The sequence below is a fragment of the Paracoccus denitrificans genome (assembly GCF_900100045.1).
Taxonomy (GTDB): Bacteria; Pseudomonadota; Alphaproteobacteria; order Rhodobacterales; family Rhodobacteraceae; genus Paracoccus; species Paracoccus denitrificans.
This window is the reverse complement of the sequence record NZ_FNEA01000002.1, coordinates 240,161-253,059: the sequence shown is the minus strand read 5'-3', so window position 1 is coordinate 253,059 and position 12,899 is coordinate 240,161. Positions and strand designations below refer to the sequence as shown.

The window sequence follows — 12,899 nt, the reverse complement described above, 5'->3', positions numbered from 1 at the left end:
GCGCGGTTCTCTTGAGGTATCGGTTCTTGCTGAGGGTCGTTTGAAGCCTTCGAACCTTGTTGCGGTGGGTGCGCAGGTTTCGGGTCGGATCACCGAGCTGGCGGTGGTTCTGGGCCAGCGGGTGGAGCAGGGCGACCTGATCGCGCGGATCGACTCGGTCCAGCAGGCCAACGAATTGCGCACCGCACAGGCGGCGCTGGCCAATCTCAAGGCGCAGATGGCCGAGCGCCGCGCCGTGCTGGCCCTGGCCGAAAAGACCCTGGAACGCCAGCAGAACCTGATCCGCTCGAACGCCGCCTCGCGCAGCACCATGGACAGCGCCCAGCAGGATGTCGACGTCGCCCGCGCCCAGATCGCCGCGCTGCAGGCCCAGATCGCCCAGGCCGAGGTCGCCATCGAGATCGCCCGCACCGACCTCGACTATACCCGCATCACCGCCCCCATGGCCGGCACCGTGCTGGCCATCGTCAGCCAGGCCGGGCAGACGGTGAACGCGGTGCAGTCCTCGCCCACCATCGTCGTGCTGGGCCAGCTCGACCGCATGGACGTGCATGCCGAGATCTCCGAGGCCGATATCGGCAAGGTCCGGCCCGGCCAGAAGGTGCGCTTCAGCCTGCTCGACGACAGCGGCCGCAGCTACGAGGGCGTGCTGGACAGCATCGCGCCGGCGCCGCAGAGCATCGTCAACGACAGCGCCATCCAGGGCGGCACCGGCACCGACAGCAGCAGCGGCGCGATCTACTACACCGGCATCGTCCCGGTCGAGAACCCCGACGGCCGGCTGCGCAGCTACATGACCGCCCAGGTCAGCATCGTGCTGGGCGCGGCGCAGGACGTGCTGACCATCCCGTCCAGCGCGCTCGGCCGGCGCAATCCCGACGGCAGCCACCAGGTCCGGGTGCTGGGCGGCGCCGGCATCGAGACCCGCGACGTGGTGATCGGGCTCAACGACAAGGTGGCGGCCGAGGTGGTCTCGGGCCTGGCCGAGGGCGAGCGCGTGGTGACCGGCGAGCAGGGCGCCGCCCCGGCCGCCGCCGCCCCCCGCGGCAGCCGCCGCATGATGGGGCCGCTGGGTGGCTGAGACGGGCGCCCCTCTGATCCGGCTGCGCGGCGTCGGCCGCGAATACCCCTCGGGCGAGGGGGTGCTGCGCGTGCTCACGGACATCGACCTCGACATCGGCCAGGGCGAGTTCGTCGCCGTCATGGGCGCCTCGGGCTCGGGCAAGTCGACGCTGATGAACATCCTGGGCTGCCTCGACCGGCCCAGCTCGGGCAGCTACCGGATGGACGGGCGCGAGGTGGCGCGGCTGGGCGCGGGCGAGCTGGCGGCGCTGCGCCGCGAGACCTTCGGCTTCATCTTCCAGCGCTACCACCTGCTCTCCGAGATGACGGCGCTGGGGAATGTCGAGGTGCCGGCGATCTATCGCGGCCTGCCCGCCGATGCCCGCCGCGCCCGCGCCCGCGACCTGCTGGAGCGGCTGGGGCTGGGCGACCGGACGGGGCACCGGCCCGGCCAGCTTTCGGGCGGCCAGCAGCAGCGGGTCTCGATCGCCCGGGCGCTGGTCAACGACGCCCGCGTGATCCTGGCCGACGAGCCCACCGGCGCGCTCGACAGCCGCAGCGGCGACGAGGTGCTGGGCATCCTGGAGCGGCTGAACGCCGAGGGCCGCACCGTGGTCATCGTCACCCACGACCCCAGGGTCGCGGCGCGGGCGCATCGCGTGGTCGAGATCGCCGACGGCCGCATCGTCGCGGACCGCCGGACCGGGGCGCCGGCCGCCGATCCCGGGCCCGGCCCCGCACAGGCCCCGCAACCCGCCCCGCAACCGGCCCCCGTTCAGGCCCCCGTTCAGGCCCGCGTTCAGGCCCGCGCCGCCGTGCCGGTGCTGGGCCGGCTGGCCGAGGCGCTGCGCATGGCGCTGCTTTCCATGCGCGCCCACAAGCTGCGCAGCTTCCTGACCATGCTGGGCATCATCATCGGCATCGCCTCGGTGGTCTCGGTGGTGGCCTTGGGCGAGGGCTCGCGCCGGCAGGTGCTGCAGAACATCGCCGGGCTGGGCACCAACACCCTGCAGATCTTTCCGGGCCGCGATTTCGGCGACATGCGCTCGGGGCGGGTGACGACGCTGGTCACCGCCGACGCCGCGGCGCTGGCCCGCCAGCCCCATGTCGCCTCGGTCAGCCCGACGGTCGGCACCAGCGCCACCCTGCGCCACGGCGCCACCGAGGCCAGCGCCCAGATCAGCGGCGTCGGCGAGCAGTATTTCGACGTGGCCGGCGTCGCGCTGACCCAGGGCCGCGGCTTCGACGAGGCCGACGTGGCGGCGATGGGCCAGAACGTCGTCATCGACGAGAACACCCGGACCAGCCTCTTCGGCGACGGCCCGGCGCTGGGGCAGGTCTTCATGGCCGGCAAGGTGCCCCTGCGGGTGATCGGCGTGGCCGAGGCGCAGAACCGCGGCCCCGGCGGCTCGACCAGCCTGACCGTCTATGCCCCCTATACCACGGTGCAGGCGCGCTACCTGGGCTCGACCAGCGTCAGCGGGCTGACCCTGCGGGTGGCCGACGACGTGGACATGGCGCTGGCCGAGCAGATGGTCGCCGACATCCTGACCCGGCGCCACGGCACCAGGGACTTCTTCATCGTCAACAACGACCAGATCCGCCAGACCATCACCTCGACCACGCAGACCCTGGCGCTGCTGATCGCGGCCATTGCGGTGATCTCGCTGGTGGTCGGCGGCATCGGGGTGATGAACATCATGCTGGTCTCGGTCACCGAGCGCATCGGCGAGATCGGCCTGCGCATGGCGGTCGGCGCCCGGCGCGGCGACATCCGCGCGCAATTCCTGATCGAGGCGGTGCTGGTCTGCGTCATCGGCGGCATCGCCGGCATCCTGGCCGCGCTCGGCTTCGGCCTGGCCTTCGAGCGCATGAGCAGCGACTTCACCCTGGTCTATTCCCCCCTCTCCATGCTCGCCGCCCTCGCCAGCGCCTGCGCCATCGGCCTCGCATTCGGATACCTCCCGGCCGTCAACGCCGCAAAACTCGACCCCGTCAAAGCACTCCAAAAAGGGTGAATGGGGGGGGGTGTTGCCCCGGGCACACAGTCGGAAAACCTGTCCAAAAGTCGGACTTCCCAGACTCGGGTCCTGCGCCCAGACTGCTGGTATGGAAGGAGGAAGGAGCAGGGACAATGAAAGGCAAAGTCATCCTTACCGGCCGCAAGGGGGCGCTCGTTTCGGGCGAATACGAGGTCAGCGGCGACACCATCCGCGTATCCTATGCCGGCCACGAGCGCTGCGTGCGCATCGACGGCGGCTCGGTGGACCATCTGGCGCAATCGCTGCTGCGCGATCTCTGGCTGGAATGAGGCGGCCCGCCGCGCGACAGGGGGTGCCGCGGCCCCGCAGGACGGAAAAAAGCGCGCGCCGCGCCCTTCCGTCCGGTTGCGGTTTCGTGCCAGAACCTGCAAGGACAGGTTGAGCGAAGGCACCCGATGACGGCGACGATTCCGGCAAGACTGACCCGCGCGGGACTGGTTGCGACGGCGCGCATCCTCATCAGCCTGCGCGCCATCGACCTGCCGCCGCCGGGCGCCGCACCGCGCATCCTGGTCGCGAACCATGTCAGCCATGCCGATTTCGTCGCGCTGTGGTCGGCGCTGCCCAAGCCGCACCGGCTGCGCACCCGCCCGGTCGCCGGCGCCGATTACTGGGAACGCTCGGCCATACGCCGCTGGATCGCCCATCAGGTGTTTCGCGCCGTGCTGATCGACCGCGACCCGGCCAGCCGCCGCGCCGATCCCGTCGAGACCGTTGCCCAGGTGCTGCGCGGCGGCGAGGACGTGATCTTCTTTCCCGAGGGCACGCGCAACCTGACCGACGCCCGGCTCCTGCCGCTGAAATCCGGCATCTACCACCTGGCCCGCGCCGTCCCCGAGGCCGAGATCGTGCCGGCCTGGATCCTGAACCTCGACCGCATCCTGCCCAAGGGCGCCTTCCTGCCGGTGCCGCTGAACTGCGCCGTCCGCTTCGGCAACCCCATCCGGGTCGAGACCGGCGAGAGCCGCGAGGATTTCCTGCAACGCCTCGCCGCCGCGATGCTGGCGCTCTCCGACACGAAGGCATAGGCCATGGACCGCTTTTACTCTCCCTCGGCCTTCGTGTTCTACGGGCTCTTCGCCTTCCTGGTCCTGGCCTCGCTGGTGGCGCGGTTCCTGATCCGCTCGGGGCGGGTCGGCGGCCCCACGGCGCAGAACCTCGCCGACCGCATCCGCGCCTGGTGGGTGATGATCGGTGTGCTGGCGCTGATCTTCACGCTGGGCGCCGGGGCGATCACGCTGTTCTTCGCGCTGTGTTCCATGGCGGCGCTGCGCGAATTCGCCACCATCACCCATACGCGGCGCGACGACCACGACGGGCTGGCCATCGCCTTCTACCTGATCCTGCCGCTGCAATACCTGCTGGTCTATTTCGAGGTGCCGGTCTTTGCCGCGCTGCTGATCCCGGTCTACAGCTTCCTGCTGCTGCCGGTCGTGACCGTGTTCAAGGGCGAGGTGCAGGGCTTCCTGACCCGCGTCTCGGAAACGCAATGGGGGCTGATGGTCTGCGTCTATTGCGTCTCGCATATCCCGGCGATCCTGACGCTGGACATTCCCTTCTATCGCTACAGCGCCTTCACGCTGGTGGCCTGGCTGATCCTGGTGGTGCAGGCATCCGACGTGCTGCAATATGTCTGGGGCAAGAGCATCGGCCGCCACCTGCTGGCGCCGCGCGTCTCGCCCTCCAAGACGGTCGAGGGGCTGGCCGGCGGCATGCTCAGCGCCACGGCGCTGGGAATGGCGCTGACGCCGATCACGCCGTTCCTGTGGTGGGAGGCGGGGCTGATCGCCCTGACCGTCACCGGCTTCGGCACGCTCGGCGGGCTCATCATGTCGGCGATCAAGCGCGACCGCGGCGTCAAGGACTGGGGCACGCTGGTCCAGGGCCATGGCGGCATCCTGGACCGGCTGGACAGCCTGGTCTTCTCGGCGCCGGTATTCCTGCATATCCTGGCATGGGGGTGGATGTGACCGAGGATTTCAGCCGGCGCCCGATCGCCAGCCGCAACACGAAATGGGCGGCCCATGTGACCCGGCGCCTTGTCGCGCGCGGGATCGCGCCGAACCGCATCTCGGCCGGATCGGTCGTGGCTGCCGCGCTTTCGGGCGGGGCCCTGGCGCTGTCCGCGCAGACCGGCGCGCTCTGGGCCTCGGGGGTGCTGCTCGTCCTCGGCGCGCTGTTCTGCCAGCTGCGACTGCTCTGCAACCTCTTCGACGGGCTCGTCGCGGTCGAGGGCGGCATGGGCAGCCCCGACGGCGCCTTCTGGAACGAGGTGCCGGACCGGCTTTCCGACTTGATGATCCTTGCCGGACTGGGCGTGGCGGCGGGCCTGCCCGGGCTGGGGCTGCTGGCCGGGGCGCTGGCGATCCTGACCGCATACCTGCGCGAATTCGGCCGCGCCTCGGGCCTCGGCTCGGATTTCTCGGGACCGGGGGCCAAGTCGCACCGCATGGCCGCCGTGACGCTGGGCGCGCTGGCGCAGGCCGGCGCCTGGATCGCCGGCGCGGGCTGGCCGGTGCTGGTCTGGACGCTGTGGCTGGTGCTGGCGCTGACGGTGGCGACGATCGTCCGCCGCAGCCGGCGCATCCTGTGCGGGCTGGCCGGCGGGGCGTGAAATCGGGGGTAGTCGCCGCTGCCCAGCGTGATATGGGGTAACTTCGCCAATTCCTTCGTGATACTGGCCGCTCAGCACGGACAATCAGACGACAGAGAACCCAGCCATGCCCGCATATCGTTCCCGCACCACCACCCACGGCCGCAACATGGCGGGGGCCCGCGGCCTCTGGCGTGCGACCGGGGTGAAGAACAGCGATTTCGGCAAGCCGATCATCGCCATCGTGAACAGCTTCACGCAGTTCGTGCCGGGCCATGTGCACCTGAAGGACCTGGGCCAGATGGTCGCGCGCGAGGTCGAGGCGGCGGGCGGCATCGCCAAGGAATTCAACACCATCGCGGTCGACGACGGCATCGCCATGGGCCATGACGGCATGCTTTATTCGCTGCCCTCGCGCGAACTGATCGCCGACTCGGTGGAATACATGGTCAATGCGCATTGCGCCGATGCCATGGTCTGCATCTCGAACTGCGACAAGATCACGCCGGGCATGCTGATGGCGGCGATGCGGCTGAACATCCCGGCGATCTTCGTCTCGGGCGGGCCGATGGAGGCGGGCAAGGTCACGCTGGGCGACGGCCGCAAGGTCTCGCTCGACCTGGTGGACGCCATGGTCGCGGCGGCCGACGACAAGATCTCGGACGCCGACCTTGCCGCCATCGAAGAGGCCGCCTGCCCGACCTGCGGCTCGTGCTCGGGCATGTTCACCGCCAATTCCATGAACTGTCTCAGCGAAGCCCTTGGCCTGTCGCTGCCCGGCAACGGCTCGACCCTGGCCACGCATGCCTTCCGCAAGAACCTGTTCCTCGAGGCCGGGCGCCGCATCGTCGAGGTGACGCGCCGCCATTACGAACAGGACGACGCCTCGGTCCTGCCGCGCGCCATCGCCAGCAAGGCGGCGTTCCTGAACGCCATGTCGCTGGACATCGCCATGGGCGGCTCGACCAATACCGTGCTGCACCTCTTGGCCATCGCGCAGGAAGGCGGGGTCGATTTCACCATGGACGACATCGACGCGCTGTCGCGCAAGGTGCCCTGCCTGTGCAAGGTCGCGCCGAATACCGCCAACGTCCATATGGAGGACGTGCATCGCGCCGGCGGCATCATGGCGATCCTCGGGGAACTGGACCGCGCCGGGCTGATCGACCGCGATTGCCCGACCGTCCATGCGCCCACCATCGGCGCCGCCATCGATCAATGGGACATCGCCCGCAGCAACGACCCGCAGGCGCGCGAGCTTTTCCTGGCCGCGCCGGGCGGCGTGCCGACGCAGGTGGCGTTCAGCCAGGCGACGCTCTGGCCCGACCTGGACCTGGACCGCGAGCACGGCGTGATCCGCTCGGCCAAGGCGCCGTTCTCCAAGGATGGCGGGCTTGCGGTGCTGAAAGGCAACGTCGCGCTGGACGGCTGCATCGTCAAGACCGCCGGCGTGGACGAATCGATCCTGGTCTTTTCCGGCCGCGCCAAGGTCTATGAAAGCCAGGACGCCGCCGTCTCCGGCATCCTGACCGGCAAGGTCGAGGCCGGCGACGTGGTCGTCATCCGCTACGAAGGCCCCAAGGGCGGGCCGGGCATGCAGGAGATGCTGTATCCGACCAGCTACCTGAAATCGAAGGGGCTGGGCAAGGCCTGCGCGCTGATCACCGACGGGCGTTTCTCGGGCGGCACCTCGGGCCTTTCCATCGGCCATGTCAGCCCCGAGGCGGCGGCCGGCGGCACCATCGGCCTGGTGCGCGACGGCGACCGGATCGAGATCGACATCCCCAACCGCTCGATCCGCCTGGCCGTGCCCGAGGACGAGCTGGCCGCCCGCCGCGCCGAACAGGACGCCAAGGGCTGGAAACCCGCCCAGCCGCGCCAGCGCCAGGTCTCGGCCGCGCTCAAGGTCTATGCGCAATTCGCCGCATCGGCCGACAAAGGCGCGGTGCGCATCCTGCCGGAATAAGGCCCGCCGAAACGGCCCCGGCGCGACGGTCCATGCCGTCCGTCCGCCACATCGGCCGAAGTCGGCTCACCTGCCCGCGACACGTCCCGCGGCTTTGCCGCGGCCGGCATTTCGGGCAAGGCCGCCCCCCGCTTCGCGGGCACGGCGCTCGCTTCGTTTCAGCCCCCAAGCCCCAGCAGGCGCAGGGCCTGGTGCAACTGATCCTCGACCGACAGGGCCATGTCGACCACGACGCCGTCCTCGTCAGGTGCCAGCGGCTCCAGCGTCGCCAGCTGCGAATCCAGCAGCTTGGCCGGGAAGAAATGCCCCGCGCGATGCGACAGCCGGCTTTCCAGCAACGCGCGCGAGCCATGCACATGCACGAAGCGCACCACCGGCGCCCCCTGGCGCAGGATGTCGCGATAGGCCCGCTTCAGCGACGAACAGCCCATGACCGAGGACTGGCCCCGCGCCTCGTTCCGCGCGATCTCGGCGGCCAGCGCCCGCAGCCAGGGCTCGCGGTCGCCGTCGTCCAGCGGAATGCCGTCGCGCATCTTGGCGACATTGGCCTCGGGGTGAAAGCTGTCGCCCTCGACGAAGGGCCAGCCCAGGTGCCGGGCCAGCGCCTCGCCCGTGGTGCTTTTCCCGGCGCCCGAGACGCCCATCACCACGATATGCTGCACCACGCCCTTCACAGCAGCCACCAGCCAAGCAGCGCAAAACCGAAGGCGATGGTGCCCAGCAGCGTCTCCATCACCGTCCAGGTCTTCAGCGTGGTCTTTTCATCCATCTCCAGGAACCGCCCGACCAACCAGAAGCCGGAATCGTTGAAATGGCTCAGCACCGTGGCGCCGCCGGCGATGGCCACCACCAGGAAGCAGCGGTCGAATTCGCTCAGGCCCGTTGTCGCCGCCACCGTGGGCGCGATCAGCCCGGCCGTAGTGGTCAGGGCCACCGTGGCCGAGCCCTGCGCCACCCGCAGCGCCATCGAGATGACAAAGGCCGCGACGATCAGCGGCATGCCGATGGCGTCCAGGCTGCCGGCCAGCGCCTCGCCGATGCCGCTGGCGCGCAGCACGCCGCCGAACATGCCGCCCGCGCCGGTGACCAGGATGATGGCACAGATCGGCGCCAGCGCGCCGTCCATGATCTTTTCGATCTCGGCCGCGTTGCGGCCCCGGCCCAGCAGCGCCATGGCGACCAGCACGGTGATGAGCAGCGCGATGGGCGTCTGCCCGATCAGCCGCAGGACCGTGACCCAGCCCGCACCGCCGTCGACCACGCCCATGGTCGCCAGCGTGCCCAGCCCGGTATTCAGGAAGATCAGCGCCAGCGGCAGCAGCAGCACCAGCATCACGGTGCCAAAGCTCGGCGGGTTGCGGTCATGGCTGCCGGCGTCGACCGCGCCCAGGATCTGCGGGATCGGCAGCACGAAGCGCCGCCCGGCCCACAGCCCGAACAGATAGCTGCCGAAGAACCAGGTCGGCAGCGCCACGGCCAGCCCGACCAGCACCAGAAGCCCGATATCCGCGCCCAGCAGATCGCCCGCCGCCACCGGCCCCGGATGCGGCGGCAACAGCGCGTGCATGGCCGCAAAGGCCCCCGCCGCCGGCAGCGCGTAAAGCAGCACCGAGCCGCCAAAGCGGTAGGCCACGCTGAAGATGATCGGCAGCATCACCACCAGCCCGGCATCGAAGAAGATCGGAAAGCCGAACAGCAGCGAGGCCACGCCCAGCGCGAAAGGCGCGCGCTCGGCGCCGAACTGGCCGATCAGCCGGTCCGCCAGCACCTGCGCGCCGCCGGTGATCTCCAACAGCCGCCCGATCATGGCGCCAAAGCCCACCAGCAGCGCCACCGTGGCCAGCGTCGAGCCAAAGCCCTGCAGCAGCGTCGGGATCACGTCGCCCATGGGAATGCCGGCGACGATCGCGGTCAGCAGGCTGACCAGCACCAGCGAGACAAAGGCATGCAGCCGGAACCGCATGATGAACACCAGCAGCACCAGCACCGCTGCGGCGGCGATAAGCAAAAGCACCGGCGTGCTGTGGACGGGCTCGACAGGATTCATGAAAACTCCTCCGGCGGAATGGACTTGGGTCAGCCTGTGATCTGGTTTCGCCGCCCCTCCTCCCCGGATTCGCGGCGGACTTGGATGTTAGCGTTAACAGATCCTCCGTGAAAGGTTAAGAGGGGTTGGCTAGCGCCCCTTCGCGGCGGCCAGGCGGTCGTGCAGCAGGCGCATCTCGTCCGACAGCGCCAGCTCCAGCGCGGCCTCGGGACCCGAGACGACGCCGGGGTCCTCCTGGCCGTCCAGCATCACCTCGCGGTCCTCCAGCCATGCCAGCATCTCGGCCCGCATCTCAGCAGACGAAAGGTCCAGCAGCTTTTCAAGCATGCGGCGATGCGCGATCAGCCGGCCCTCCAGACCGTCGATCCGGGCGGCCAGCCTGTCCATCATGTCCATGCGCCATCTCCCTGCGGTTGCTGGGGAATCATGATGGCACAGATGCCGGAACCCGCAAAGCCGTTCAGTTCCGCGCGGTCAGGCTGCCGCCCTCGATCCGCCGCAACGAGATTTCCAGCCGCGCCTCGGCGGCAATGATCTCGGCGCGCACGCGCTTGGTATAGGTCATGTGGTCCTGGGCGGCGCGGGCCGCCGCCTCGGGGTCGCGGACCATGATCGCGTCATAGATGGCGCGGTGCTGGGCGCGCAGCACGTCGCGCACCTCGGGCCGGGCATACAGCTTTTCGCGGTTGTGGAACACGCCCTTGCGCAGCATGCCCGACAGCGCCCGCATGATCTGCAGCAGCACGACGTTGTGGCTGGCCTCGTAGACCGCGACATGCAGGTCGACATCCGCCTCGGCCTCGTCGCGGAAATCCGCCTCGTCATGGGCCAGGTCGATGCGCTCCATGCAGCGGGTCAGCGTCGCGCGGTCCACGTCGCTCGCCCGCGTCGCGGCCAGGCTCGCCGCCATGCCCTCCAGCGTGCCGCGCAGTTCCAGATAGTCGTCCACCACCTCCCCGCGCGAGGCCATCAGCTCGATCAGCGGATCGGTGATGCTGGTGGCCAGCGGCGCCACCCGCCGCCCGCCGCCCGGATCGGCGACGATCAGCCCCCTCTCCTCCAGCATGCGGATGCCCTGCCGCAAGGTCGGGCGCGAGACGTTCAGCCGCAGCGCCATCTCGCGCTCGGGCAGCAAGGGGTCGCCGGGGCGCAGCGAGCCTTCGAGAATCAGGTCCTCGATGTGCCGGGCGGTGGTTTCCGCGGCAGGGGCTCCCTTGTTCACTTCGCTGGGCATGCTCGACTCCTTGCGGGGCTGCCGGAAATTCAGGGGGTTAGGCGGCGGCACCCGGTCCCAAAGATTACCCGCAGTCCCGGATCGGGCGCAATGGATTTTCCACTTGACCTTAATGGTCAAATTATTTTACCAAGAAAGCGGGGAAGGTAAAGCGTTATGCTCGAACCGTGCCGCATGGCGCGGAGCCTGCCCCGCATGACGGGAGGGGAAAGCCATGACGCGACCCGGCCAGGCCGAGGCAGCCGCAGACCGCACCGCATTGCTGGACCGGCTGCGCCGGATCGTGGGACCGGCGCATGTGCTGACCGCCGACCGCGCCACCCGCCGCTATACCCGCGGCTTCCGCTATGGCGAGGGGCCGGTGGCCGCGGTGGTCCGCCCCGGCTCTCTGGTCCAGATGTGGCGGGTCCTGAACGCCGCCGTCGCCTCGGGGCGCGCGGTGATCCTGCAGGCCGCGAATACCGGGCTGACCGGCGGCTCGACCCCCTGGGGCCAGGATTACGACCGCGAGATCGTGCTGGTCTCGGTCATGCGCCTGCGCGGCATCCACCTCATCGGCGCGGGCGAACAGGTGCTCTGCCTGCCCGGCGCCACGCTCGACGCGCTGGAAAAGCGCCTGCGCCCCCTGGGACGAGAGCCGCATTCGGTCATCGGCTCGTCCTGCATCGGCGCCTCTGTCCTGGGCGGCATCTGCAACAATTCCGGCGGCGCGCTGATCCAGCGCGGCCCGGCCTATACCGAGATGAGCCTTTACGCCGAGGTGCGCGAGGACGGCTCGGTGGCGCTGGTCAACCATCTGGGCCTCGACCTCGGCGACGATCCCGAGGAAATCCTGGCCCGCGTCGAGGCGGGCGAATTGCCCGCCCCCGCGCCCACCGACGCCTGGGCCTCGGACCGCGAATATGCCGACCATGTCCGCGACATCGAGGCCGAGACCCCGGCCCGCTTCAACGCCGATCCGCGCCGGCTGCACGAATCCTCGGGCTGCGCCGGCAAGCTCGCAGTCTTTGCCGTGCGGCTGGACACGTTCCAGGCCGAAAAGGACACGGCGGTCTTCTATGTCGGCAGCAACGACCCGGACGAGTTGACCGAGATCCGCCGCCATATCCTGGCGCATTTCCAGAGCCTGCCCATCGCCGGCGAATACATCCACCGCGAAGCCTATGACATCGCAGCGAAATACGGCAAGGACACCTTCCTGTTCATCCGCCATGCCGGCACCGACCGCATGCCGGCATTCTTCGCCGCCAAGGCGCGCATGGACGCGCTGACCGAGCGGCTGGGGCTGGGCGCCACCCTCTCGGACCGGCTGGCGCAGGGCGTCGCGGCGCTGATGCCCCAGCACCTGCCCAGGCGCATGAACGATTTCCGCGACCGCTACGAACACCACCTGCTGCTGCGCATGGGCGGCGCCGGCATCGCCGAGGCGCGCGACTATCTCGGCGCCATCTTCCCCTCGGCCAGCGGCGCCATGTTCGAATGCACCCCCGACGAGGGCAAGGCCGCCTTCCTGCACCGTTTCGCCGTGGCGGGCGCCGCCGTGCGCTATCGCGCCATCCACGCCCGCGAGGTGCAGGACATCGTGGCGCTGGACATCGCGCTGCGCCGCAACGACCGCGACTGGGTCGAGCGCCTGCCGCCGGACCTGGACGCGAAACTCGAGAAAAAGCTCTATTACGGCCATTTCTTCTGCCACGTCTTCCATCAGGACTACGTGGTGAAAAAGGGCCAGGACTGCCTGGCCGTCGAGCATGAGATGTGGCGCCTCTTGGACCGGCGCGGCGCCGAATACCCGGCCGAGCACAATGTCGGCCACCTTTACCACGCCAAGCCGGAACTGGCCGGCTTCTACCGGCAGCTGGACCCGACCAACAGCCTGAACCCCGGCATCGGCCAGACCTCGAAATGCGCGCATTGGCACTAGGCCGCGCCATCCAAGACGACCGCGCAGGACT

The 12,899-nt window shown here is 69.5% G+C and carries 12 protein-coding genes; 8 read left to right on the top strand and 4 right to left on the bottom strand.

The annotated features are described in order from the left end of the window. From BLT64_RS02495 to ilvD, 7 genes are all read left to right on the top strand, one after another. Positions 1-1,081, top strand: a 1,081-nt coding sequence (locus BLT64_RS02495; protein ID WP_074810293.1) for an efflux RND transporter periplasmic adaptor subunit, incomplete at its 5' end; no start/stop codon positions are given. Next, on the top strand, positions 1,074-3,080 hold the full coding sequence (locus tag BLT64_RS02490) for a MacB family efflux pump subunit (protein WP_011749211.1): 2,007 nt from the start codon (positions 1,074-1,076) through the stop codon (positions 3,078-3,080). The genes BLT64_RS02495 and BLT64_RS02490, both read left to right, overlap by 8 nt. A gap of 116 nt (positions 3,081-3,196) precedes the next feature. Beyond that, entirely contained in the window at positions 3,197-3,373 is a 177-nt protein-coding gene (locus BLT64_RS26745; RefSeq protein WP_164901615.1) for a hypothetical protein, read from the top strand. Between the two features lie 126 nt (positions 3,374-3,499). Continuing rightward, positions 3,500-4,132, top strand: a complete 633-nt coding sequence (locus tag BLT64_RS02485; protein ID WP_011749210.1) for a lysophospholipid acyltransferase family protein — start codon at positions 3,500-3,502, stop codon at positions 4,130-4,132. A 3-nt stretch (positions 4,133-4,135) separates the two neighbouring features. After that, positions 4,136-5,074 (top strand): phosphatidate cytidylyltransferase, encoded by a 939-nt coding sequence (locus BLT64_RS02480; RefSeq protein WP_011749209.1) that lies wholly within the window; start codon positions 4,136-4,138, stop codon positions 5,072-5,074. Continuing rightward, entirely contained in the window at positions 5,071-5,718 is a 648-nt protein-coding gene (locus BLT64_RS02475; protein WP_011749208.1) for a CDP-alcohol phosphatidyltransferase family protein, read from the top strand. The genes BLT64_RS02480 and BLT64_RS02475 overlap by 4 nt, the downstream gene beginning before the upstream one ends. 106 nt (positions 5,719-5,824) lie before the next feature. Continuing rightward, positions 5,825-7,663 carry a dihydroxy-acid dehydratase gene (gene ilvD, locus BLT64_RS02470; RefSeq protein ID WP_011749207.1) on the top strand — a complete coding sequence of 613 codons (1,839 nt, stop codon included), beginning with the start codon at positions 5,825-5,827 and terminating at the stop codon, positions 7,661-7,663. Positions 7,664-7,821: 158 nt separating this feature from the next. Here ilvD and BLT64_RS02465 read toward each other — a convergent pair whose 3' ends face one another. The 4 genes from BLT64_RS02465 to BLT64_RS02450 form a co-directional block, all read right to left on the bottom strand. Next, on the bottom strand, positions 7,822-8,337 hold the full coding sequence (locus BLT64_RS02465; RefSeq protein WP_217633909.1) for a gluconokinase: 516 nt from the start codon (positions 8,335-8,337) through the stop codon (positions 7,822-7,824). Beyond that, positions 8,334-9,710 (bottom strand): GntP family permease, encoded by a 1,377-nt coding sequence (locus BLT64_RS02460; protein WP_011749205.1) that lies wholly within the window; start codon positions 9,708-9,710, stop codon positions 8,334-8,336. The genes BLT64_RS02465 and BLT64_RS02460 overlap by 4 nt, the downstream gene beginning before the upstream one ends. A 129-nt stretch (positions 9,711-9,839) precedes the next feature. Beyond that, positions 9,840-10,106, bottom strand: a complete 267-nt coding sequence (locus tag BLT64_RS02455) for a hypothetical protein (protein ID WP_011749204.1) — start codon at positions 10,104-10,106, stop codon at positions 9,840-9,842. A gap of 64 nt (positions 10,107-10,170) precedes the next feature. Next, positions 10,171-10,944, bottom strand: a complete 774-nt coding sequence (locus tag BLT64_RS02450) for an FCD domain-containing protein (RefSeq protein ID WP_011749203.1) — start codon at positions 10,942-10,944, stop codon at positions 10,171-10,173. Between the two features lie 214 nt (positions 10,945-11,158). Here BLT64_RS02450 and dld point away from each other — a divergent pair, with 214 nt between their 5' ends. Continuing rightward, positions 11,159-12,868 (top strand): D-lactate dehydrogenase, encoded by a 1,710-nt coding sequence (dld, locus tag BLT64_RS02445; RefSeq protein WP_011749202.1) that lies wholly within the window; start codon positions 11,159-11,161, stop codon positions 12,866-12,868. The last annotated feature ends 31 nt before the right edge of the window (positions 12,869-12,899 follow it).

Bases quoted from the DNA above. Each gene is read 5' to 3' on its own strand.
- BLT64_RS26745 (WP_164901615.1), top strand. From the start codon at position 3,197: ATGAAAGGCAAAGTCATCCTTACCGGCCGCAAGGGGGCGCTCGTTTCG.
- BLT64_RS02485 (WP_011749210.1), top strand. From the start codon at position 3,500: ATGACGGCGACGATTCCGGCAAGACTGACCCGCGCGGGACTGGTTGCG.
- BLT64_RS02480 (WP_011749209.1), top strand. From the start codon at position 4,136: ATGGACCGCTTTTACTCTCCCTCGGCCTTCGTGTTCTACGGGCTCTTC.
- ilvD (WP_011749207.1), top strand. From the start codon at position 5,825: ATGCCCGCATATCGTTCCCGCACCACCACCCACGGCCGCAACATGGCG.
- BLT64_RS02460 (WP_011749205.1), bottom strand. From the start codon at position 9,710: ATGAATCCTGTCGAGCCCGTCCACAGCACGCCGGTGCTTTTGCTTATC.
- BLT64_RS02455 (WP_011749204.1), bottom strand. From the start codon at position 10,106: ATGGACATGATGGACAGGCTGGCCGCCCGGATCGACGGTCTGGAGGGC.
- BLT64_RS02450 (WP_011749203.1), bottom strand. From the start codon at position 10,944: ATGCCCAGCGAAGTGAACAAGGGAGCCCCTGCCGCGGAAACCACCGCC.
- dld (WP_011749202.1), top strand. From the start codon at position 11,159: ATGACGCGACCCGGCCAGGCCGAGGCAGCCGCAGACCGCACCGCATTG.